Source organism: Bradyrhizobium sp. SZCCT0231, assembly GCF_018130245.1.
Taxonomy (GTDB): domain Bacteria; phylum Pseudomonadota; class Alphaproteobacteria; order Rhizobiales; family Xanthobacteraceae; genus Bradyrhizobium; species Bradyrhizobium japonicum_F.
In genome coordinates this window covers 1,271,703-1,294,683 of the sequence record NZ_JAFCKP010000001.1, presented here as the reverse complement: position 1 = coordinate 1,294,683, position 22,981 = coordinate 1,271,703, and the positions used below count along the sequence as shown (strand labels likewise).

The window sequence follows — 22,981 nt, the reverse complement described above, 5'->3', positions numbered from 1 at the left end:
AATGATCTCCTTCAGGCCGAGCTTGAACGCTTTGACAAATCCTATTGACCTGCATTTTATAGGATTCAAGTCTGAGATAATGCACCATAGATGTGCGAAAATGCTGGATCAAGGCGCTATCGACTGGGACGACTTTCGCTTCGTGCTGGCCATCGTGCGGGGCGGCTCGGTGTCGGCTGCGGCAAAACAGCTCGGGGTCGACCATGCCACGGTGATCCGCCGCGTCGACCGGCTGGAAAAACACCTCTCTGCCAAGCTGTTTGACCGGCGCAAGACCGGCTATCTGCTCACCGAGGCCGGCCAGCGCGTCGCCGACAGCGCCGAAGCAATGGAATCCACCATCGTCGCCAACCAGGAGCAGGTCGGCGGCTCCGTGGCGCGGCTGACCGGGACGGTGCGGATCGGCGCGCCTGACGGATTCGGCACCGCCTTCCTGGCGCCACGGCTGGCGCCGTTCGCCGACCGCTATCCCGATCTCGATCTGCAACTTGTGGCTACCGCGCGGCTGTTCAGCCTCTCCAAGCGCGAGGCCGATATCGCCATCAGCCTGACCATGCCGAAGGAAGGCCGCATCGTCGGCCGCAAGCTGCTCGACTACCGCCTTGGGCTCTATGCCGCACCTGGCTATCTCGATCGCTTCCCTGAGATCACCTCGCGGCAGGACCTGACGCAGCACCGCTTCGTCGGCTACATCGAGGAGCTCTTGTTCACGCCGGAGCTCGACTATCTGCCGCAGGTCTCGCCGCGGATCTCCGCGCGCTTTCGCAGCGCCAATCTGATCGCCCAGCTCAACGCCACCCTCTCCGGCTTCGGCATCGCCGTGCTGCCGCATTTCATGGCGAGCGACTATCCGCAGCTCGTGCCCGTGCTGCCGGACGACATCTCGATCACGCGGACGTTCTGGATGCTGATGCACGCCGACAGCAAGGACCTTGCGCGGATCAGGGCCGTGGCGGATTACATCGGCGAGATCGTGGAGCGCGAGCGGGCGTTGTTTGCGGGACGGTAGCGTGGGTCTCGTAGGGTGGGCAAAGCGACGGGACGCGCGAATGCGCGGCTCGTCGCGTGCCCACCATACCAACCGCGACCGTTGAGAAATGGTGGGCATGGCGCTGACGCGCCTTTGCCCACCCTACAGCAGCCCGACCTAATTCTGCTTCGCCTTCCTCGCGGCCGCCACCTTCGGCTCACGCTTCGCGCCATCGAGCACGCTGTCCCGGCCCGCCTTCAGCACCTCGTCGGACAGCTCGCTCGAGCCGGCGATGCGCGCCAGCAGCATGGTGCCGGCCATCGTGGCGAGGGTCGCGATCGCCTGCCTACGGGCGGTCTTGCGCGGCAGGTTGGGGATGGTGTCGGTCAGGGTCTCGATCATCTCGTCGAGCTTGCCGGCGAAGGCCTTGCGCGCCTTCGGGCTTTCGCGGGCGATCTCGGCGCCCAGGGCGGGAATCGAGCAGCCATGGCCCGGATTGTCGCGGTGCAGCGTCGAGAGATAGGCCTCCGCGATCAGCGCCAGCCGCTTCTCGGGCGAAGCCTCACCGGTGATCCTGCGCCAGTGCTCCATCGAGCGGTCCATGGCATAGCCAAAGGCCTCGATCACCAGCGCCTCGCGGGAATCGAAATGCGCGTAGAAGCCGCCATGGGTCAGGCCCGCCTCCTTCATGAGGTCGGCGACGCCGATGCCATGAGCGCCCTTTTCCCGCAGTCGCACGGAGGCCTTCTTGACGATCCGGTCGTGGGTTTCCTGCTTGTGTTCCCGGGAATAGCGCATGCGGATCTCATTGAATGTCGAAGATCATCTCATAGCACGAGAGTAGCCCGAACGGTGCATTAATTCGTGTTTAGCTGTTGCCGACCATGGAAAAGGTTGCAGTTGCATGGACCGCGAGCGCGCCTTTGCCGTCGCGGACGAAGCCTTCAGTGTAGCTGGTCTGGCGCCCCAGCTTGATGATCTTGCCTTCGGCCGAGATCAGTCCCGAGCGAACCGACAGCGGGCGCAAGTAGGTCAGCTTCAGATCGAGGGTCACCGAGCTCTGCCCGGCCTCGAGCCGGGTCGAGATCGCACATCCCATGGCCGTATCGAGCAGCGCCGCTGCGGTCGCGCCGTGGAGAAGGCCGATGGTGTTCTCGAGATCCTCGCGCGGCTCCAGTTCCATGACGATCCGGCCCGGCTCGACCACGCCCACGGTGAAGCCGATCAGCTTTGCGAAGGGCGGCGGCGGCAGACGACCGTCGCGAATGCCAAGCATGGCGTCCATGCCTGACAGCCCCATGGCCGCTCTCGCCACCGGCGCAGGCACTTGCCAGTCCACCACGCGCTCACGCCGCTGCGCCGGCGAAAACAGGTCGAGTTGATCGTTACAGGCCATGGCCGCCTCTTTGCATGATATTCATCATACTATGCCACGGATTTCGCGTTGACAACTCCGCCCTCCCTGCCCCGCTTGACAAACCGGTCGTTTCGGCCCGGAAGTTATCCCGACCAGCGTACCTTGCCCGTCCACGAAAGCCTTTCGAGATCCCACGATGGAAATGCTCAACCACCATTGCGGCGTGACGCGCGATGCGCGCGGCGTCGTTCATGTCGCCATCTGCAACGCCGGCCCGCTCAACATTCTCGGCTCGCCCGTGACCGACGCCGTGCGCGAAGGCCTCCAGCAGCTCGCATCCGACCGCAGCATCCGCGTCGCGGTGCTGCGCGGCCAGAGCGAGAAGAGCCTGATCGGCGGGGCGGACATCAAGGAGATGGCCGGGCTCGACCAGACATCCGCCGAGGCCTTCATCAGCCGCCTGCGCGATCTCTGCGAGGCCGTCCGCGCCTTCCCTGCCCCGGTCATCGCACGCATGCCGGGGTGGTGCCTCGGCGGCGGGCTCGAAGTGGCGGCAGCCTGCGACTTCCGCATCGCCGCGCATGATGCCCATTTCGGCATGCCCGAGGTGCGCGTCGGCATCCCCTCGGTGATTCACGCCGCGCTGTTGCCGCGCCTGATCGGCTGGGCCCGCGCGCGCTGGCTGGTGATGACGGCGGAGAACATCGATGCCCCGACGGCGCTGGCGTGGGGCCTGGTCGACAAGGTCGCCGCGCCCGGCGAGTTGGATGCCGAGGTCGAGCACGTCGTGACGGCACTGCTCGCATGCGGCCCCGAAGCGCTGCGCTCGCAGAAGGCGCTGCTCCGGCAATGGGAGGAATTGCCGCTGACGGAGTCGGTGAACCTTAGCGTCAAGGTGTTCGGCGAGTCGTTCCTGACGGACGAGCCGACGCGGCTGATGGGTGCGTTTGTGAATCGGAAGCGGTAGGATGCAGGTTTCCGTGCCCCGGACGCAGCGCAGCGCCCCCTTGGCGGTGCGCTGCTGAGCCGGGGCCCATGCAGCGATGAGGCCGGCGCGATCCGGGTCCCGGCTCTGCGTCGCAACGTTGCACGTCGCGCCGCGTCCGGGACACGGACGAGGGAGTGAGCAAATCTCATCCGAACCACGACATTTTCTCATCCCTCGCGCGGTTGCATTTTTTGCGCTGCATCATATGATGATCATAATCTTACCCCCGTCATCGCAGGGAGTTATACCATGGCCGAAGCCGCCGATCCCGTCGTCATCGTCTCCGCCGCACGCACCCCGCTCGGCCGCTTCATGGGAGAGCTGTCGCCACTCCCCGCGCACAAGCTTGGATCGCACGTGATCGGCGCGGCGCTCGAGCGCGCCAAGCTCGCCCCCGAGAAGGTCGACGAGGTCTTCATGGGCTGCGTGCTGCCGGCCGGACAAGGCCAGGCGCCGGCGCGGCAAGCGGCACGTAGCGCCGGGTTACCCGATGCCACCGGCGCGACCACGGTGAACAAGGTCTGCGGTTCCGGCCTGAAGGCGACCATGCTGGCGCACGACATCATCCGCGCCGGCTCGGCCGAGATCGTCGTGTCCGGCGGCATGGAGAGCATGAGCAACGCGCCGTATCTGCTCGCCAAGGCGCGCGGCGGCTATCGCGCCGGACACGACCGCATCATCGACCACATGATGATGGACGGCCTGGAAGACGCCTATGAGACCGGCCGCTCGATGGGCGATTTCGGTGAGGCGACCGCGGAGGCCTATCAGTTCACCCGCAAGGACCAGGACGCTTACGCAATGGAGACGCTGAGCCGCGCCCGCAAGGCGGTCGAGGGCGGCGCGTTCAAGGCCGAGATCGCGCCGATCACGCTGACCGAGAAGGCAGGTCCCCGCACCATCGCCAACGACGAGCATCCGCTGAAGGTCGATCCCGCGAAGATCCCCGGGCTGAAGCCGGCATTCCGCGCCAACGGCACGATCACGCCGGCGGCCTCCTCCGCCAATGCCGACGGCGCCGCTGCGCTGGTGCTGACGAAGCGGTCGCTGGCCGACCGCAACGGTCTGCCTGTTCTTGCCGAGATCAAGGGCCACGCCACCCACAGCCAGGAGCCGCAATGGTTCACGACGGCGCCGATCCCGGCGATCCGCAAGCTGCTGGACAAGGTCGGCTGGAGCGCGGGCGATGTCGACCTGTTCGAGATCAACGAGGCCTTCGCCGTGGTGGCGATGGCGGCGCAGCGCGACCTCGGCATTCCCCGCGACAAGCTCAACATCAACGGCGGCGCCTGCGCGCTCGGCCATCCCATCGGCGCGACCGGTGCGCGGCTGATCGTGACGCTGCTTCATGCATTGGAGGCCAACAACCTCAAGCGCGGCATCGCGGCGCTCTGCATCGGCGGCGGCGAAGCGACCGCAATCGCGGTGGAGCGCCTCGCGCATTAGCGCCAATGTCCGAAATTGAGGGAAGTCTGGCATTTCAGACTTCCCTCAATTGTGCCAGATAGCAAGGATGACGCGGGTCCCGTGGGCTCGCCAACAACACTGAGGCCCAATGATCTCGAACTGGCTCGCGGCAGCACTGTCCCGCCGCAACATCCACTACGGCTGGGTGATGGTCGGCGTGACCTTCCTCGCCGCGCTGATCAGCGCCGGCACGGTCGGCGCGCCCGGCGTGTTCATCGTTCCCCTGCAGAAGGAGTTCGGCTGGAGCACGGCGGAGATTTCCTCCGCGCTGTCGATCCGCTTCATCCTGTTCGGGCTGATGGCGCCGTTCGCGGCCGCCCTGCTCAACCGTTATGGCCTGCGCAACGTCACGCTGGCCGCCCAGCTGATCGTGGTCTCGGCGCTCGTGCTCTCGCTCGGCATGACCGAGGTCTGGCAGCTCATCGCCCTGTGGGGCGTGGTGATCGGCATCGGCACCGGCATGACCGCGCTGGTGCTGGGCGCGACCATTGCCACGCGCTGGTTCGCGGCACGGCGCGGCCTCGTGATCGGCATCATGACGGCGAGCGTCGCCACCGGCCAGCTCGTGTTCCTGCCACTGCTGGCAAGCCTCACCGAACGCTACGGCTGGCGGCTCGCGCTCGGCTTCGTCTGCGTCATGCTCGGCGTTTCCGCACTGGCCGTGCTGCTCGCGATGCGCGACCGCCCCAGCGACGTCGGCCTGCGGCCGTTCGGCGATGAGGGCTCCACACCCCTGCCAGCACCGCCGGTGAGTCACGGCTCGATCACGGCGGTGGCGCTCGGCACGCTGCGCGACGCCTCGAAATCGACCGCGTTCTGGATCCTGTTCGCGACCTTCTTCGTCTGCGGCGCCTCCACCAACGGTCTCGTGCAAGTGCACCTGATCCCGATGTGCCTCGATTTCGGCATCCCGCAGGTGCAGGCCGCAAGCCTGCTCGCCGCGATGGGCATCTTCGACTTCTTCGGCACGATCATGTCGGGCTGGCTGTCGGACCGCTACGACAATCGCTGGCTCCTGTTCTGGTACTACGGCCTGCGCGGGCTCTCGCTGATCTTCCTGCCGTTCAGCGATTTCTCGTTCTACGGCCTCTCGGTCTTCGCAATGTTCTATGGTCTCGACTGGATCGCCACGGTGCCGCCGACAGTGCGGCTCACCGCGCAAAAGTTCGGACCCGAGCGCGCCAATCTGGTGTTCGGCTGGATCTTCGCCGGCCATCAGCTCGGCGCCGGCACGGCGGCGTTCGGCGCCGGGTTCTCGCGGACGGTCTACCAAAGCTACCTGCCCGCCTTCTTCATCGCCGGCGCGCTCTGCGTGTTCGCGGCCCTGATCGTGCTGGCGCTGTCACGGCAGCCAAAACTACAGCCGGCGGCGGCCTCGGCCTAGTACCTGATCGTGGTGGTGACGCCGAACACTGCGGCGTCACCGATCCGCGAAACTCCGGTCGGATCGTTCGGATTCGGGATGCCGCCCGAGGGGCGGAACACGTATTGGACGTACGGCGCGACCAGCCAGCCCGGCTTGATGTGCGCCTCGTAGATCATCTCGAGCAGGGTTTCGTTGCTGCGGACCGGCCCCTGCACACCGGTGTAGACATTCGTGTCGAGATCGAGATTGCGCGCGGTGTTCGATATCCGCATATAGGCCATCGCCACCCCGAAGCGGTCGAGCGGACGGCCCGGCGTGAAGCCGACGAAGCCGATGCCGCCGTCGAGATAAAGGTCGATCAGGTTGCGGTCCGGCGGACTGTAGGCGATGCGGCCGAAGGCGGTGACGCCCGGGAGCGAGGCCGACGTGCTGTTCCCCCTGACCTCCGGCGGGCGATAGAGGACCTGCTCGATCACGGCAAAGATGCCGTAATTGCCGCGAAGCTTGGCCGCAATCCCGCTCCCGGAGGGATCGGCAATCGATTGCCCCTCCGCCGTGAAGCGCTGGCTGTCGAACGAGCCATAGTGCTTCCACGCGCCCGGCGTGAAATTGCCGGCGAGCGGACGGCCGCCGACATCGATGTCGTAGTTGAAGCGCACCTGTCCGATCACCCAGCGCGGATCGTTGACGCGAAAGGCCAGGCCATGGTGATCGCGCAATTGCGGATCGATATCGCCCGGCCCCGACGGATCGCCGTTGAACACCGCGCCATAGGCGGTGATGTTGTCTGATAGCGCAGCCCTGATGCGAATGCCGGGCACCGCGATCGGCGGCGCCGGGCCGCCGGCCGGGAGGTTGCTCGCCTTGATCGCCGGCCAGCCGAACGTGCCGTTGACGAAGAGGTCGTCGGTCTGGCCGTCGAAGAACTCGACGTCGGCGGCCTGCTGGCCGGCCCTGATGTTCAGCCGATCATTGAAGAAGCTCTGCTCGAAATAGGCATTGTAGAGCCGCTGGTCGGGCAGCGCCTCGATCTCGCTGATAGTGGCGAGGTTCATCACATAGTTGCGGGAGAGCCCGCGGCCGTAGATCACGAGGGCATTGGCGTAGAAGCGGCCGCCGGTCCAGCCGACCAGCTTGTCGAGATCGGCATCGACCGAGAGGTCGAGCCGGCCGAAATGGATGGTGCCGCGCTTCACGCCGCCGGAGGCGTTGGCGATATTGTCCGCGATATAGATCGCACCGAAATTCAGGCCCTTGTCGGCGAGGCCGTCATGCCACTCGTTGAACCATTTTGGAAACAGCCATGCGGCCGCGCTCTCATCCTTGGCGCCGGCAAACCCGCTGGTGCTCCCGGCCGTGCACGCCAGCGCGATCGCGGCCGCGCGTCGCAACGGAGATCTCTGGGCACGCCAACTCACGATCGCTACGCTACTTGAAGATGCCTGCCCGCCGCATGAAGAGATAGGCCGCAGCAACCGAGGAGGCCATCAGCACCGCCGCCCAGAGGAATCCGGTCTCGACTTCGGTGAGCGGCAGGCCCTTGGTGTTCATGCCGAAGATGCCGGTGACCAGCGTCGGCGGCAGCAGCAGCGAGGTCACGATCGAGAGCGTATGGAGGTGGCGGTTGCTCTCCTCCTCGTTCTTGAAACGCAGCTCCTCCTCGAGCAGCCGGCTGCGTTCACGCAGCTCGACGATGTCGTGATCGAGGCCATCGAGCCGCTGCGCCAGCTTGCCGGCGTGGATGCGCAAGGCCGGCGAGAGGTGATCGGTGTTCTTCTGGTCGAGGCGGTGGAACAGCACGCGCAGGCCGGTGAGCTGACGATGCAACCTGACGCAGGTGCGGCGCAGCCGGCCGAGATTGCGGCGCATCTCCGGCCTGGTATCGTCGGCGAGGATGCGCTCCTCGATGCCGTCGATCTCCTGCCCGAGCGTGTCGGCCATCCTGTCCAGCGTGTCGGCGACCTCATCGACGATCTTTTCCAGGAGATGGGCGACATTGTCGACGCGGTAGCCGCCTTCGAGCACGCGGCGCGTCGCCTCCGCCGAGCATAGGGCGTGATGGCGGCCGCTGACCAGGAGATGCTCGGTCATGGCGAAGCGCAGGAACGCGGCTTCTTCCGTCGGGCTATCGATCTCGCGCACGAGGTCGGAGAACACGCCGTAGACGCAGTGATCGATGACGTGGAGCTGCTGGAACGTGTCGTTCGACAGCAAAAGCTCACGCGCGAGCGGCGGCAGCGTTGATGCCGCAATCCACGGCCGCACCCGCGCATCCGTCAGGTTGAAATGCAGCCAGAGCCGGCCGTCATGGCTGAACTCGATCGGCTGGTCGATCGGCAGCGCCTCGGCGCTGCCGTCGCCGTGCAGGCGGAACGCCCAGACGAGACCGGGAATGGCAGGTTCGGCATTCGTTATCGCGCTGACTAGCTTTGCCGGCTCAGCCATGGCCAACCCCAACCGTCACCCGATGCCCGTATCCGGAAGATGGCTGACGGCATCTTCCGGACCTACGCAGGTACTCAATTACGCCAGTGTTACAGTTTGATGATGGACCCTACTCCGCCGCCAGCCCGGTCGCGGCGGCCTCGGCCTCCCTGATGTAGTCATGGACGACGCGACCGAACGGCAGCGTCAGGTCGGCGATGTAATGATGCGCGCCGAGGCAGCGCCGGACCGGGAAGTCGGCGACCGGCGCATTGACATGCGGCACCAGATGCAAGCGGCCGGGCCCCATCCACGAGCCCTTCGGCACGATGTCGACGAGGTTGATCGCGACGAGCTGGCAGACTTCGAGGCGGCCATCGACGCCGGGGATCATCTTCAGATTGACCTGCGTCTTCGACAGCGTGGCGCGGGTGAGATCGCCGTTGCCGGCCATGCTCTCGTGCTTGTACCCCATCGTGCCCATGGCGACGAGCTGGCCGGCATATTCCAGCGTGCCCGTCAGCGTGTCCTTGACGATCTCGAGCTTGGGATGGGCGTACTTCTTCGGAAAGCCCCAGATCTCGCGGCCAGCCGCGATCGGCGGGTCGTCGTCCAGATACATCTGCGAGACGAAGTTGACCTCCTCACCGCTCAGGCGCGCCGGGATGACGAGGCCGGACTCGGTGTAGCTGCCGAAGCCGGAGGAATCCGGCATCTTGATCCATTCGTAATGCACGATCGGCTGGTCGATCGGCACCAGCGGCTCGGGCAGGCCGGCGCGGATCAGCTCCGGATCGGTCTCGTAGGTGATGACGAGGAATTCGCGGTTGACGAAGCGATAGGGCCCGGCGGGATAGCTCGGTCCGGCGGCCGGCATCGACGGAAGTCTCAGCACGTCTTCCCTGCGCATCGGTTGTCTCCTGCTGTGTGATGTCTCTGATGGCCCCGGCAGCGTCATGCGGTGATGCAAATTGCTAGCCGGCCTCATTGACTGCGATGTGAAGGATTTCCGTCAGGCGCGCGACCGCGGCCATTCCCGCCGCAGCCACCGTGCATGCAGCCGATGCATCGGCACCAACTCTGTCATCACGCCGTCACCGCGGGACGCAATCGTTTGGGAATACGCGAGGGAGACGCAGCATGGACGCCCGCACGTCGCAACCGATGCATTCGACACATCAGCCGCCCGCGCGTGGCTGGCGGCCCGAGCGCTGCGACCGGGTCGCGCTGGTGCTGCAGGGCGGTGGCGCGCTCGGTGCCTACCAGGCCGGCGTCTACCAGGCGCTGCACGAGGCCGGCATCGAGCCGGACTGGGTCTGCGGCGTCTCGATCGGCGCGATCAACTCCGCCATCATCGCCGGCAACAAGCCGGAGAAGCGGCTGGAGGCGCTGCGCATCTTCTGGGAGCGCATCACCAACCGCAAGATCTGGCACTACACGCCCGATGGCGACATCTTCCGCCAGTGGCGCAATCTCACCAGCGCGTGGATGACGTCGGCGCTGGGGCAGCCCGGCTTCTTCACCCCGCACCAGGTCAATCCCTGGCTCAGCCCGGTCGGCGCGCGGACCGCGACCAGCTATTACGACACGATGCCGCTCAAGGAGAGCCTGATCGAGCTCGTCGACTTCGATCTCATCAACGAGAAGAAGGTCCGCTTCGCGGTCGGCGCGGTCAACGTGCTCTCGGGCAACTTCATCTATTTCGACAATTCCCATGACGAGATCGAACCGGAGCACGTCATGGCTTCCGGCGCCCTGCCCCCGGCGCTGCCGATGGTGCGGATCGGCACCGATCATTTCTGGGACGGCGGCATCGTCTCCAACACGCCGCTCCAGCATCTGCTCGATCAGGAGGATGCGCTCAATTCGCTGGTGTTCCAGGTCGACCTGTTCAGCGCACGCGGCGTGCTGCCGCGCTCGATCCAGGACGTCATGGCCCGCCACAAGGACATCATGTATTCCTCGCGCACGCGCCACAACACCGACGTCTATCGCCGCAGCCACAATCTCAAGGTCCTGCTCTACAAGGCGCTGGCGAAGCTGCCGGACGAGCAGCTCTCCGAGGAGGAGCGCAAGCTGAAAGCGAGCCTGCGCAACATGCCGGAGATCGCGATCCTGCATCTGATCTACCAGCAGAAGGCCTATGAGGGCGACGCCAAGGACCACGAGTTCTCGGGCACCTCGATGCGCGAGCACTGGACCAGCGGTTATGAGGACACCAAGCGCACCCTGAAGCGCCGCGACTGGATCAAGATGCCGGACGAAGGCATGGGCCTCGTGGTGCACGACGTGCACCGGGAGACGGAGTGGGCGTAAGGGAGGCCGTGCGGCTGGGTGCTCAAACAAAAAACGCCAAAACAACCCCATGCACAGTAGCCGGGGCTTGGCGGATCAATGACTTAGTCCAGTGCGTTCGCACCGCCGTTTGACTCGTCGGGCAAAACAGGGCCATAATGCGACTATTCCGAATTTCGCGAGCGAGGGTCAGGAGGCATGGTTGTTCAGCCGGCCCCATCATTGTGCGACGTGGTTGCTGCTCGTCTGGTGCACTGTCATCGCACTTCGCAACTCTTAGAGAGGACCGCCGCCAGGTGCTCGGGGAGTGTCAACGTCCAGGTGCAAGGCGGCGGTCCTCAGGCGCGAGAACTTGGGGAGTTCTAGGGCCTGAAGCGAAGGATGGCGGTTGCGATGCCCTGCCACCAAGCGGAGAATAATTACTGCGTATGGAAAATTGTTGCGCATGACGCTCGAGCTCACTTCGCATCCTTGTTCAATTCGATCGCGACCTCCGACATCCAGGAACCCGGCGCCTCCATCAGAAAGGATTGGTGATTGCTCCTGGTCTGGATCGTCACCAGCGCAGCCACGGTGTTTCCCTCAATTCGCGCCTCGATCAACCCGTCCTTGTTCGTGCCGTAGACCTTGCCGCCCTGCCGGTATTCGCTCTCGAACCAGTTGCCGGAAAGCTCCGTTCCGCTCTGTTCGATGTTCGCAGACAGGACCATCTTGTACGCATCGCTCGCGCAGCGCAGATCAAGCGTCAACGACCGCCCGGGCCTCGTGACGTTGTACGCCACCTTGCAGCGCACCTTCTCACGCGGACTGTCGGACGGCTTCATCGTCCCGGTGCCCATCCATGTACCGGCCAGACTGTCGAACACCGGCTCCGCGCGCAACGGGCTGACGCCGACGAGCGCAAGGCAGGCCATGCCAATACCCATGCGCGCCGCCGAGAACTTCAATAGCATCTTGTCAATCCTGATCCGTAAAGTCTGAGCGCGTCCTACGCCCGAACAGCCGCGGGATGTTGACGATGATGTTTATGGATGTTGCTGAGATTGCCTGAACATTGCCGGGACCGACGCACGGATGACGCATCAATCGGTGATGAAGCCGATATCCCCCGCCGCATGGCGGTCAACGCGCCTTGAACGTCCCAGGCCAGGCGTTCGGGCGCCCGCAAAACAACTGAAACAAAATTGAGGGCGGCGATACACGCCGGAAAAGAACGCCTAGATCCGGCCCCAATGATCGATGGGCCCCGATGCCATCGTCCCCGATCAGGAATACCGCTGGGCCCCTCCCCGACGAAGGGCGTCGCCGCGTCGCGATGCTAGCAGCTCTTCTGCTGCAAATGCTGCACGCAGGTGCAGGTCGCCGTCGCCGGATACTTCACGTCGTAGTAGGGAAAGCTCGACGTGGCCGGGCTGTTGGTCGAGCAGCGCGGGAACAGGTAGTAGCTGTCTGTCAGCTTGACGGTGCCGGCGATGGTGAAGCCGAGGTTGGGCGTGTAGTCATAGGACACCTCGCTCAGGATGAGGGAGATGTTCGCGTTGCTGGTACCGCCCGACGCGGTAAAGGACGACAAGGTCATCTGCTGACCGACAGTTCGTGCGCCCGACGAGCTCGTCGACTTGCTCCATTGAACCGTCGCCTTGCCATTGCTGTCGGTCGAGACTTCCGAGACCGTGATCGTCATCAGGGAGCTGCTGCCATTCTTGATGGGATATGGGGCCATGATGGCCGTCGCAGCCGCGAGAATGCCGTCCATCTGGGTCGAGGTGACGGCCGTGTTCTGCGTGATCATGTCGGCGACACTGTGCGCGGTCGCACTGACCTTGACGTTCATGGAGAGCGCGGTGCCGAGCTCGACGCCGCCGATATAGAGCACCAGCATGAACGGGGCCACGATGGCGAACTCCGTCGCTGCAACGGCGCGGACGTCGGTCAACAGCTGCCGCGCGCGAGACGTCAGGGCGGAGATCATCAGGTGGCTCCTGGCTCGTTCTGGAACGCGGCGGACGACATGATCAGCCGGTTGCCGTTGGAAAGGTTCGAGAGATTGAAACCGAGCGGCCCGAGGACCACCGGCCAGACATACATGACGCGGAGAACGACGATGTCGCCGGCATTGCCCGGATTGTATTGCCAGACATTGCTGACGTTGCCCGAGCCGTCGTAGGTCAGGGTGGGCATCCCCGTGTTCGCGGATGTCCACGCGGTCGCCACCTGCACGTCCACCATCAGGCCGCTGCAATTGAACAGGATCACGATCTGATCACAGACCTTCTGCTTGAAGGCCGCCTGCGTCATCTGCGCGGACTGAACCTGTCCGGTCATGACGAGGCGCGCCGACTGGCGCACGATGGTTTCGAGCGTCTGCTGGGCGAAGAAAACGAGAAAGGTCTGGATCAGTGCGATGACGAGGGCGAGGAACGGCGCGGCGACCAGCGCGAACTCGACGGCCGTGGCGCCCCTGCTATCCCGCGCGAAAGCAGCGCAGCGATCGCGGCGCCTCTTTTTCGTTGCAACACCCGGTCCAGTCATGGCGGCTCTTCTCTACTGCACGAGGCTGGCCGTGCTGGACGCAACCTTGATGAAGAGGTCCGTCAGCGCCGCGGAGATATCGCCGCCTGTTTGAACATGGGCATAGAAACCGGGCGAGGCGCACGCCTGGAGGTTTTGCGCGATCTTGCCGGTCGAGGACGTCGGCTGGTCGTATTTGTCGATCCAGGTCATGTACCAGTTGTCCGTTTTCTGAATACCGGTATTGGGATCTGCGATGAGCTGCAAATATTCCGTATACAACACCGCAATCTTAATGCCCCGGTTCTTGATGGTCGTGCACATCGCCGTGTCGAGCGGCTGCTGGCATCGCTTGTAGGAGGCAAAGCTCCCGTTGGGGCAAGTCGCGGAGATCTTGTCTTCGACGCCGTCGGTGACGAGGAAGACCACTTCCTGCGGCGTATCTCCCGCCGCGTTGCTGCCAAGCCCGGGATTGGGCATGATGTCGTTGAGACTACTAAGCGCGCCGGCGATATCCGTGCCGTAGTCGGTCGGGGGATTGGTCGCGCTCTTGGAGGAGCAGCCTGAAAAAACGCAGTTCTGGTAGTAGACCGGCATCAGCGCGATGTTGGAAACCTTGGTCCCGGCAGTGGTCGGCGTCGTCAAGGTCGCCAACGTGTTCAAGGCTACGTCGAACGTATAGAGCGCCGCCTTGTAGGTGGTGTTGTTCAACGCCGACATGCACTGCATGACGCCGCCCGAAATCCCCGACTGCGGGCACTTCGACCATGAATTGAGCAGCTGGTTGACGGCACTCGTCACGAGATCGATCCGCAAGGTGATGTTTCTTTCTCGCGCGATCGCGAGGTTATCCTTGGTCCCGCCGTCGTGAGCGATATTGGTTTCATGACAGGCGAAACCGCAGTTCTGTGACGATGTCGCCGACTGGTACGCCGAAGCGGTGTACTTGATGAGATTGCTGATGTCGGTCGCGGTCGCGCCGATCCCCATGGATGGCGAGTCGTCCATCAGCAGATAGAAATTCATGTTGGGCGCGCTGGACGCCTTCGCCGTCGCCGAACCGGACACCTGCCAGGTCTGCTTACCCAGGACGCCGGGGAAATTGTTGATGGACTGCGCGGTGTAGGAAACCGTGATGGTCCGGGCGAGACCGGAATCGGTGACGGTGACCGTCGGTGTCGGCACCGTCGCGAGGCCGGGAAGATTGGCCTTCGCCGCAAAGACGGCCGCCGCCGTGGCCTTGACGACGGTGCTGTCGGTCTGCGTCAGCATCGCCGGCCGCACGGCCGCAATCGCGGCCGCGTCGGCGGCGGCGTTCAACTGCTCCCGCTTGCGCAAGGCCAGCGTGTAGTCGAGCGTCATGCCCAGGAGAAAGATGATGGGAACCATCGTCAGCGCGAAAATGATGGCGACGTTGGCCTTCCGATCTCTCGCGAAACAGAGCGCTACTCGGCGGAGCATGACATTCATCCTGAATGCCGCCGTTGCGGCAAGAACACTTTCCTGAAATCTCGTGATGGGGAGGCCGCAGCATTCCCTGCTGCCGATCGCCCGCGCGTCGCAGGCCGGAATATGGATATGGCCTTCTTAATCAACACTTACGGGCAATCCACAAACATGGACTGCAGCAAAGTGAGATGTGTCGCATCGAGAAAGAATCATTAACGCCGCTCAAACGCGATCGCAGAGATTGACGGTTAACGAAATCATGCACAAGGTCCCGGCGGGTACACGACGTGCGCCGGCAGACGAAGAGCGCGTCAGGCGCGCCCGGTGCGGGGGCGGCACAAACAAGACCGCCGAAAACGCCCCCTGAACGGCTGTCGACGCAAAAAACGCCCTGCTCGCCAGGCTTTCCGGTCCAAGAACCATATTGCCGTTAGACTCCACGGCGCAAACGTGGACAATACCCTGACGCACGTCACGTGCGCAGTGCACATCAAGATGCGCCAGGGGAAACAAATGCCGGCTGCCTTCCTGTCCTCCGATCCCATCATCCCGACCGCTCCCTTGACCGCCGAGATGCGCGATGCGTTGCGCGCGATCGTCGGCGAGAAGGGTCTGATCGAGGACGAGCACGGCAAGCAGCCGTTCGTGACGGATTGGCGGGGATTGCTGGTTGGCGGTGCCGGCGCCGTCGTTCGGCCCGGGAGCACCGAGGAAGTCTCGAAGGTCGTGCGGCTCTGCCATGAGCACGGCATCGCGATCGTGCCGCAGGGTGGCAACACCGGCCTGATGGGCGGGGCGACGCCCTGGCCTGCGCACACCGGCATCGTGCTGTCGCTCGGCCGCATGAACCGCGTGCTGGACGTCGATCCCGTCGGCTATTCGATGACGGTCGAGGCCGGATGCGTCTTGCAGACGCTTCAGGAGACCGCAAGCCGGCACGACAGGTTCCTGCCGCTCAGTCTCGGCGCCCAGGGCTCGTGCATGATCGGCGGCAACCTCTCGACCAACGCCGGCGGCGTGCAGGTGTTGCGCTATGGCAATGCCCGCAACCTCGTGCTGGGGCTCGAGGTCGTGTTGCCCAATGGCGAGGTCTGGGACGGATTGCGCGCGCTCAAGAAGGACAACACCGGCTACGACCTCAAGCATCTGTTCATGGGCGCCGAAGGCACGCTGGGCATCATCACCAAGGCCGTGCTGAAGCTATGGCCGGCGCCGAAGGACGTCAGCACCGCATGGCTGGCGATTCGGGATCCACGCGCGGCCCTGCAAATCCTGTCCGAAGCCCATAGCGCTTCCGAAGACAATGTCGGCTCCTGCGAGCTGATGAGCCGCAGCGCGATCGACATGGTGCTGCGCCATATTCCCGGCACCCAGGATCCGCTCAAGGCGGAGACGCCATGGTATCTCCTGCTGGAATGGTCGTCGGCGCGGCCACGCCGGGACGGGACCGAGGGAATATCCGAGAAGCTGGAGCAGTTCCTCGCCGATCAGCTCGAGGCCGGTCGGGTGCTCGATGCCGCGATCGCTCAGACGGTCGGCCAGTCGCGCAACATGTGGCGGATCCGGGAGGGGGTCGCCGAGGCCTCGCGGGCCGAAGGACCCGGGCTGAGCTACGACGTCTCGGTGGCGATCTCCCGGATACCGGAGTTCATCGACAAGGGCACCAAGGCCGTGCTCGACATTCTCCCGAGCATCAGGCCCTACCCGCTCGGACACATCGGCGACGGCAATCTGCATTTCTCGTTCATGGGGCCGGTAGGCATGGATCGGCAGACGCTGGCCCAATACAAGGGCGCCATCACGCGGGCCGTCAACGATCTCATCACCTCCATGGGCGGCTCGATCTCGGCGGAGCACGGCATCGGCGTCGACAAGCTCGACGAGCTCAGCCACTACCGGTCGAAGACCGAGCTCGACATCATGCGCTCCATCAAGCGCGCACTCGATCCGCAGAACATCATGAATCCCGGCAAGGTGCTGCGGCTGTGACCTAGAACTTCGCGCCGAAGCCGCCGGGGCCACCCGGCCCGCCCGGACCACCCGGCCGGCCACCGCCGCCTGACGGCGGCGATGTGCCCGCCTTCAGCTCGGCCGCCGTCGCTTTACAGTCCGCGTTCCTGTCATATCGGCCGATGAAGCGGCTCGGCTTGTCCACGAGCTCCGGCCGGCTCACCTTGCCGTCGCGATTGTCGTCGAAATATCCCAGCTCCGCCTGGGCGAATGTCCGCTCGGCGCGGCGGATGGCAGGGAATTCCGACGCGCTCAGAAAGCCGTCCCGGTTCTGGTCGGCAAACCGGAACAGCTGCTCCATGTAGCGCTTCCATTCATCGCAAGTGTAGGTGCCGTCGCGGTCGTAGTCCCATATCAGCGGCCCGTCGGGAAGCGGATCGACGCGCGGCGATGCGCCTGCGGGAGGCGTCTGTGCGCGTGGCTGTGAGATGCAAAGGAGAGAGACTACACCGACCAGCAAATAACTGGTGGCTCGTGATGGGAGCGTCATCTGAGTGAACCGGAGATCGGAGGCTGCATGATGGACCGAGCAACCAGTCGCCGGCGGCGACAGTGTGACCCCGACCCACTCAGCAATCGACTGATACAAATCGGGCGCGCCCGAGGCCCGGACAGCCGCAGGAAGTTGACGAAGGTGTTTACAGATATTGCGGAGATTGCCTGAACGTTGCCGGCCGGCGCGTCAGTCGGTGATGAATCCAATGCCACCGCGACGATCTGCCGTCGGCCCCGTCCGGCCGTAGATGCGGTTGATGCTGCCGATCAAATTGGCCTGCGGGTCGCTCGCGCCGACAAAGCCGTCATTCGGCCGGGACAGCTCTCTCGGGCTCACGGCGCGGACCAGGTACGGCGTCACGAGAACGACGAGCTCGGTCTGATTGTTGACGAAATCCTGGCTGCGGAAGAGCGCGCCCAGCAGCGGTACCTGCATGAGCCCGGGCAGGCCATTCACGGCACGCTTGGTCTGGTCCTGAATGAGGCCCGCGATCGCCATGGAGCCGCCGGAGGGAATCTCCAGCGTGCTCTCGGCCCGGCGCGTCTTGATCGACGGCACGGTCAGGGAGTTGGTGGTCGTGTCGCTCACGGCCTGGGATAGGGTGATCGCATTCTCGTTCGAGAGGTCCGAGACCTCGGTCATCAGATGCAGGCTGATGCGGCCCTCCGCGAGCACGACCGGCGTGAAGCTGAGCGACATTCCGAACTTCTTGAAGCTGATCTGCGTGGTGCACACATGGGTGGTCGGATCGCAGGAATAACCCGCGGGAACCGGAAATTCGCCGCCGGAAATGAAGGTCGCCGCCTCCCCCGAGATCGCCGTCAGCGTCGGCTCCGCCAGGGTGCGCACCACCCCCGCATTCTCCATCGCCCTCAGCGTCGCGGTCGTTCCACCCGCCGAAAGGGAGACATTGTTGCCGTCGACGAGATTCTTGCCATAGGCCGTGAACGGGTTCGCATTGGTCAGGCTGACCACCGAGGTGCCAGAGCTGAGACTCGTGCTGAGATCGACGCCCAGCTGCTTGATGATCTGGCGGGAGACCTCGGCGACCGTCACCTTCAGCATCACCTGGTCACGGCCCCGAACCGTGATCGAGTTGACGACCTTGTCGGCGCCGCCCGTGAGGCGCGCGGCGATGTCGTTGGCCTGCTGGGCCTCCACGGGCGTCGCGGCGGTACCGGTCAGGATGACGCCGTCGCCGACGCCGTCGATCTGGATGTTGGCGGCGGGAAGCGCCTGTTTCAACGCGGCGCGAACGCCGTTCAGGTCACGCTTGACGGCGATGTCATAGGCCCTGATCGACTGGCCGGCATCGTCGAAGAACACCACGCTGGTCTGCCCGACCGCCCCGCCGATGACGTAGGCGCGCTGCGCCGATCGCAGCACGACGTTGGCGATCTTGGGGTCCGCGACCAGCACGTCCTTCACATCGCGCGGAAGGTCGATCACGAAGGATTTGCCGACCCCGAGCGACACGAACTGCCCATCGGACTGGCCGGTCGCATCCTGCTGTCTCGAGATACGGCGGTCGGCAGCCTCCACGCCCGAAGGCGATAGACAGAACACCGCAGCCAGAACGATCAGCAATGGGAGCACGCGCCTGAATGCTCGCGACAATGATCCGGCTCTGCCATGCATGACGATCGTCCTCAACGTCCAGTCCCACGGAAGACGCCACGGGCCCCCGCGCAGACTGCGGGATCCAGGTGGCATCAACGCGGGTTTAACGTCGCAAGTCGGCCGTTCGGTCGCCATTACAACAAGTGAAACAAAACAGAGGAGAGCGATACACGCGGGAAATGAACGCCCGGCGCGCACTAGATCCGTAAATCGCGCCAAGGTGCTCCGGCTGCGACGGAGCCGGGCATCTCACCGTTTCTCAGCCGCGCGGGTTGACCACGGCATAGCCGCGCAGCGAGCGCGCATGAATGCGCGTCGCGCGGCCGCCCGAATTGGCATCATACGCCATCCACATATCGCCGCCGAGGTGCTGCTCCAGAACGAAGACATGGCCGCGTCGCGCAGCAACCATTCCTGGTGCGGGTGATGTCCGCGGAAAGCGCAGCCAGTTGGACGCGAGATTCAATTCCGGCACGATACGGCCGAACACGCGCAGGGCCGCGCCGCAGCCGCAGAAGGATGAAGGGCAACCGGCCGGTCGGCCACCGACAATGCGAGTGACGGAGACACCGGAGACGGCCGCCGGCGCGGCGGCGCCCCCGGCATCAGTCACCGTCAGCTGCGTCGAGCGGTAGGCTTGCAGTGAGGGCCTGGAAATCAGTGAAGATCTGGAAGTCCGCTCGCGTCGCGTCTGCGAATATGAGAAGTCGCAGGGCATGGTGACATTGCATTCAGGAGCTTGATGAATGCGATAAGGCCGCGCTTCCGAAGCGGCAGAACCCAGGACAACGAAGAGGCACGCAGAAAATACTCGCTTGAACATTGCAGGACTCCAAATGAGACCCTGCCCCGGACAACGAGAAACCAATAACAGTTTGGCTGAAATGGGCCTAAAGAGCGGCTGAAAATCGCTGCACTGCGCGACGCGGGCTGCAATCGTCTCATAGCCTACACGTAGCGCCCACGGTGATTAACTCGCAGCGCACGAATGCCCGTTCAGCGCGTCAAGCTTGCGGCATGCAATCAAGTTCGGTTCGCATTTGGAGCATTGCGGAGACGCTTGCTTGGCCAATATCCGGTTCGCACCAGATGACAATGCGGCTATCGCATTTGAGAGCTTTTCTCCGGCCATCCTTCGAGACGCCCGCTTTGGGCGGGCTCCTCAGGATGAGGGCGGAGCGCGCGGCAGCAGTGTCACGGGCACCGACGCCGATTAGCCTCACCTGTATTATCCGGATAGTCAGAACTCGCTGCCGCTCACTGCATCATCGCGGCCGCGATCTTCTCCGCCGACATCAGGACCGGAAAGTCTCGTGTCCCGGACGCGCTGCAACGCTAAGCGTTGCGGCGCTGAGCCGGGACCCAGGAAGCTGCGAGCACGCTGTTGCATGGGCCCCGGCTCTGCAGCGCACCGCTGAACTGGACGATGCTTCGCATCGCCAGGGAAGCGCTGCGGTGCGTCCGGGGCACGAGCGTCATGGCTTGGCGCAAGGATGCTACGGCCTGATCGAAAAGTTCTCCGGCGGCCCCGCTTTGCGCAGCGGCTCGGCGAGGCGCGCGAACTCGCACAGGAGCGATCGCGTCTTTCTGGGATCGATGATCTCCTCGACCCAGAATTTTTCGGCCGAGCGGAACGGCGAACGGAGCTTGTTGAGGCGCTGCTCGATCTCCTTCAGCTTCGCCGCCTTGTCTTCCGCCGCGTCGATGTCGGCGCGGTAGGCGGCCTCGATGCCGCCTTCGAGCGGGAGCGAGCCCCAATAGGCCGACGGCCAGGCGTAGCGAATCGAGAAGCGGTCGGCGGGCTGATGCACGACACCCGCGACACCAAACGCGTTGCGCAGGATCACGGTGCACCAGGGCACGGTGGTCTGGTTCACCGCAGCCATGACGCGCACGCCGTGGCGGATGGTCGCCGCCTTCTCGGCATCGAGGCCGATCATGAAGCCGGGGCAGTCCATGAGATAGACGACCGGCAGATGGAAGGTCTCGGCGAAGTCGACCCAGCGCACCACCTTCTGACAGGCATCGGCCGTCCAGGAGCCGCCATAGTGGAAGCTGTCGCTGGCGAGCAGCAGCACGGCCCTGCCCTCGAGCCGCGCGAGGCCGACAATGATCGGCTTGCCGAAATTCTTGGCGACCTCGAAGAACGAGCCCTTGTCGACGACGGACTCGATGATGGGCCGCATCTTGTAGACCTGCTTGCGGTTGCGCGGCACCGCATTCATCAGCGCCTCGTCGCTGCGTTCAGGGTTGTCGGTGCAGGGCAAGGTCGGCGGCAGCTCGTAGACCGACGACGGCAGGTAGGAGAGGAAACGCCGCGCGCAGGCGAACGCCTCCTCCTCGGTATCGACGGCGTGATCGACTGCGCCGGCGCGGGTCTGGATGTCGGCGCCGCCGAGCTCCTCCTTGGTAAGATCCTGCCCCAGCGCCTTCACCACCGGCGGCCCTGCGACGAACATCGCGGACTTCCGGGTCATGATCGAATAGTGGCTGGCGGCAAGCCGCGCCGCGCCTAAGCCCGCAACCGAGCCGAGGCCGAGCGCGACCACGGGCACGCGCGACAGATTTTCTATCGTGAAGCGGTACCAGCGCGTGCCGCCGATGCCCCCGGGCAGGTTCGCCGCGCCCTTGGTCTCGATGGTCCTGACCGAGCCGCCGCCGCCGGAGCCTTCGACGATGCGGACGATGGGCAGGCGGAAATCGTGCGCCATCTCCTCCGCCATCAGCGGCTTGGCTGAGATCGACGCATCGGCCGAGCCGCCGCGCACGGTGAAATCGTCGCCGACCACGACCACGGTGCGGCCGTCGACGCGCGCGCGGCCGAACACGCAGTTCGCCGGCGTCAATTTCTGCAGCTCGCCGCTGGAATCGTACTCCCCGATGCCGGAGACGGCACCGATCTCGTGAAAGCTGCCTTTGTCGATCAGCTTGTCGATACGCTCCCGAACAGTCAGCCGGCCCTGGTCATGCTGTCGCTTGACCTTGTCAACGCCGCCCATCTCCCGCGCGAAGGATTCGCGCCGGGCGAGCTCGTCGAGTTCCGGCTTCCAGTTCATTCACTCCCTCCGAATTGATCGGCTTGTTATTGTTGCGCACGGCCATTGCGACCGGCTTACGCGAGATACGGTTGTTGAAAGCGTCGCCTTCCGCGCCCTCCATCAGGCTGCCGAGCGAGCGACCGAGCGCGAGCATCAGCGGAGCGACTTCGTCATGCAGACGCTGCTCGTCATACATCGCCGACAGAAGGCCGATCGTGATGACCACGAAGGTCTGGTATTGCGGCGACCAGATCGGCACCGCGAGGCCGTTGATGTGCGGGCTCCAGAGGCCGCAGGCCACGACATAGCCGCGCCCGCGCAGCGATTGCCGGTTGGCCTCGATGCGGGGCTTCAGGATTTTCGCAGCCTCCGGGGCTTCCCGCTCCATATCTGCGACGAAGGCATCGCCGACTTCCGGCGCCAGGGCCGCGGTGTAGGCCGCGCCTGCGGCGGTCGAGGCCATCGAGATGCGGCTGCCGGTGCCCTCGTGCAGGCCGAGCGCGCTCGCCGAGCGCGCGAACAGGAGATAGACGAGATGGAAGCGATCGGGCACGACGAAGCCGACGGTGCCCGGCAGTTGCTCGGCCACTTCCTGGAGCCGTTGCCGGATCATGCTCCGCAGCTGCGCACCCTTCATCATCGAGGCGCTCATCGCCACCGCGCTCGGGCCGATGCGATATTTCTGATCGCGCGGGAGATACACGAGCTGGCCCATGCGGGTCAGCGTGTGCGTGAGCCGCGATACCGTCGAGCGCGGCAGACCGCAGCGGTTCGAAATCTCGAGATTGCCGAGCCTCGCCTCGTGGCCCTCGAAGCATCGCAACACGTCGAACGCGCGCGAGACCACCTGGATGACATCACCCTCACCGGCATCGCCAGCGAGCGCACCTTGCCTACTCAACCGCTCCGATCGTCGTCCCATGTTCCCTACCGTATGTTCCGCTCTGCGGAATTAAATTCCGCTTGCAGACGACGCTACCTCAGGCATTT

20 protein-coding genes are annotated in these 22,981 nt (G+C 64.6%); 6 read left to right on the top strand and 14 right to left on the bottom strand.

Annotated features, from left to right (window positions below; all coding sequences use genetic code 11):
* Positions 1 to 100 precede the first annotated feature (100 nt).
* Positions 101 to 1,009 carry a LysR family transcriptional regulator gene (locus JQ566_RS05860; RefSeq protein ID WP_212370914.1) on the top strand — a complete coding sequence of 303 codons (909 nt, stop codon included), beginning with the start codon at positions 101 to 103 and terminating at the stop codon, positions 1,007 to 1,009.
* 138 nt (positions 1,010 to 1,147) lie between these two features.
* On the opposite strand, the gene JQ566_RS05855 is transcribed toward JQ566_RS05860, so the two are convergent.
* Together JQ566_RS05855 and JQ566_RS05850 are read right to left on the bottom strand one after the other, a co-directional pair.
* The gene (locus JQ566_RS05855; RefSeq protein WP_212370913.1) at positions 1,148 to 1,768 is read right to left on the bottom strand and encodes a TetR/AcrR family transcriptional regulator; all 621 of its coding nucleotides are present in this window, start codon (positions 1,766 to 1,768) and stop codon (positions 1,148 to 1,150) included.
* 70 nt (positions 1,769 to 1,838) lie between these two features.
* Positions 1,839 to 2,366 (bottom strand): PaaI family thioesterase, encoded by a 528-nt coding sequence (locus tag JQ566_RS05850; RefSeq protein WP_212370912.1) that lies wholly within the window; start codon positions 2,364 to 2,366, stop codon positions 1,839 to 1,841.
* Between the two features lie 157 nt (positions 2,367 to 2,523).
* On the opposite strand from JQ566_RS05850, the gene JQ566_RS05845 reads away from it, so the two are divergent.
* The 3 genes from JQ566_RS05845 (at position 2,524) to JQ566_RS05835 (ending at position 6,166) form a co-directional block, all read left to right on the top strand.
* Complete coding sequence (locus JQ566_RS05845; protein ID WP_212370910.1) at positions 2,524 to 3,294, top strand: enoyl-CoA hydratase; 771 nt, start codon at positions 2,524 to 2,526, stop codon at positions 3,292 to 3,294.
* Between the two features lie 270 nt (positions 3,295 to 3,564).
* On the top strand, positions 3,565 to 4,761 hold the full coding sequence (locus JQ566_RS05840; RefSeq protein ID WP_212370908.1) for an acetyl-CoA C-acyltransferase: 1,197 nt from the start codon (positions 3,565 to 3,567) through the stop codon (positions 4,759 to 4,761).
* Between the two features lie 109 nt (positions 4,762 to 4,870).
* Positions 4,871 to 6,166, top strand: a complete 1,296-nt coding sequence (locus JQ566_RS05835) for an MFS transporter (protein ID WP_212370906.1) — start codon at positions 4,871 to 4,873, stop codon at positions 6,164 to 6,166.
* Here the strand turns inward: JQ566_RS05835 and JQ566_RS05830 are convergent.
* From JQ566_RS05830 to JQ566_RS05820, 3 genes are all read right to left on the bottom strand, one after another.
* On the bottom strand, positions 6,163 to 7,539 hold the full coding sequence (locus JQ566_RS05830; RefSeq protein ID WP_249139201.1) for a carbohydrate porin: 1,377 nt from the start codon (positions 7,537 to 7,539) through the stop codon (positions 6,163 to 6,165). The genes JQ566_RS05835 and JQ566_RS05830 overlap by 4 nt on opposite strands.
* A 37-nt stretch (positions 7,540 to 7,576) precedes the next feature.
* Positions 7,577 to 8,593, bottom strand: a complete 1,017-nt coding sequence (locus tag JQ566_RS05825) for a transporter (RefSeq protein ID WP_212370902.1) — start codon at positions 8,591 to 8,593, stop codon at positions 7,577 to 7,579.
* Between the two features lie 109 nt (positions 8,594 to 8,702).
* Positions 8,703 to 9,482: an acetoacetate decarboxylase gene (locus JQ566_RS05820; RefSeq protein WP_212370900.1), complete on the bottom strand. Its 780-nt coding sequence runs from the start codon at positions 9,480 to 9,482 to the stop codon at positions 8,703 to 8,705.
* Positions 9,483 to 9,712: 230 nt separating this feature from the next.
* Here JQ566_RS05820 and JQ566_RS05815 point away from each other — a divergent pair, with 230 nt between their 5' ends.
* On the top strand, positions 9,713 to 10,888 hold the full coding sequence (locus tag JQ566_RS05815; protein WP_212370898.1) for a patatin-like phospholipase family protein: 1,176 nt from the start codon (positions 9,713 to 9,715) through the stop codon (positions 10,886 to 10,888).
* Between the two features lie 437 nt (positions 10,889 to 11,325).
* On the opposite strand, the gene JQ566_RS05810 is transcribed toward JQ566_RS05815, so the two are convergent.
* The 4 genes from JQ566_RS05810 to JQ566_RS05795 form a co-directional block, all read right to left on the bottom strand.
* Entirely contained in the window at positions 11,326 to 11,820 is a 495-nt protein-coding gene (locus tag JQ566_RS05810) for a hypothetical protein (protein ID WP_212370896.1), read from the bottom strand.
* A gap of 365 nt (positions 11,821 to 12,185) precedes the next feature.
* Entirely contained in the window at positions 12,186 to 12,839 is a 654-nt protein-coding gene (locus tag JQ566_RS05805; RefSeq protein ID WP_212370894.1) for a TadE/TadG family type IV pilus assembly protein, read from the bottom strand.
* Positions 12,839 to 13,399, bottom strand: coding sequence for a TadE/TadG family type IV pilus assembly protein (locus tag JQ566_RS05800; protein ID WP_212370892.1), 561 nt, complete (start codon positions 13,397 to 13,399; stop codon positions 12,839 to 12,841). Before JQ566_RS05800 ends, JQ566_RS05805 begins: the two co-directional genes overlap by 1 nt.
* A gap of 12 nt (positions 13,400 to 13,411) precedes the next feature.
* On the bottom strand, positions 13,412 to 14,839 hold the full coding sequence (locus tag JQ566_RS05795; RefSeq protein WP_212370890.1) for a TadE/TadG family type IV pilus assembly protein: 1,428 nt from the start codon (positions 14,837 to 14,839) through the stop codon (positions 13,412 to 13,414).
* Positions 14,840 to 15,340: 501 nt separating this feature from the next.
* Between JQ566_RS05795 and JQ566_RS05790 the strand changes: the two genes are divergently transcribed.
* Positions 15,341 to 16,816 carry an FAD-binding oxidoreductase gene (locus tag JQ566_RS05790; RefSeq protein WP_212370888.1) on the top strand — a complete coding sequence of 492 codons (1,476 nt, stop codon included), beginning with the start codon at positions 15,341 to 15,343 and terminating at the stop codon, positions 16,814 to 16,816.
* A 1-nt stretch (position 16,817) separates the two neighbouring features.
* On the opposite strand, the gene JQ566_RS05785 is transcribed toward JQ566_RS05790, so the two are convergent.
* From JQ566_RS05785 to JQ566_RS05765, 5 genes are all read right to left on the bottom strand, one after another.
* Positions 16,818 to 17,138 (bottom strand): EF-hand domain-containing protein, encoded by a 321-nt coding sequence (locus tag JQ566_RS05785; protein WP_212370886.1) that lies wholly within the window; start codon positions 17,136 to 17,138, stop codon positions 16,818 to 16,820.
* Between the two features lie 381 nt (positions 17,139 to 17,519).
* Entirely contained in the window at positions 17,520 to 19,046 is a 1,527-nt protein-coding gene (locus JQ566_RS05780; RefSeq protein WP_434057808.1) for a type II and III secretion system protein family protein, read from the bottom strand.
* Positions 19,047 to 19,212: 166 nt separating this feature from the next.
* A complete protein-coding gene (locus JQ566_RS05775; protein ID WP_212370882.1) occupies positions 19,213 to 19,776 on the bottom strand; it encodes a hypothetical protein in 564 nt (187 codons plus the stop codon).
* A 673-nt stretch (positions 19,777 to 20,449) separates the two neighbouring features.
* Positions 20,450 to 22,009: an acyl-CoA carboxylase subunit beta gene (locus tag JQ566_RS05770; RefSeq protein ID WP_212370880.1), complete on the bottom strand. Its 1,560-nt coding sequence runs from the start codon at positions 22,007 to 22,009 to the stop codon at positions 20,450 to 20,452.
* Positions 21,939 to 22,913 (bottom strand): IclR family transcriptional regulator, encoded by a 975-nt coding sequence (locus JQ566_RS05765; RefSeq protein ID WP_212370878.1) that lies wholly within the window; start codon positions 22,911 to 22,913, stop codon positions 21,939 to 21,941. Before JQ566_RS05765 ends, JQ566_RS05770 begins: the two co-directional genes overlap by 71 nt.
* Positions 22,914 to 22,981 lie beyond the last annotated feature (68 nt).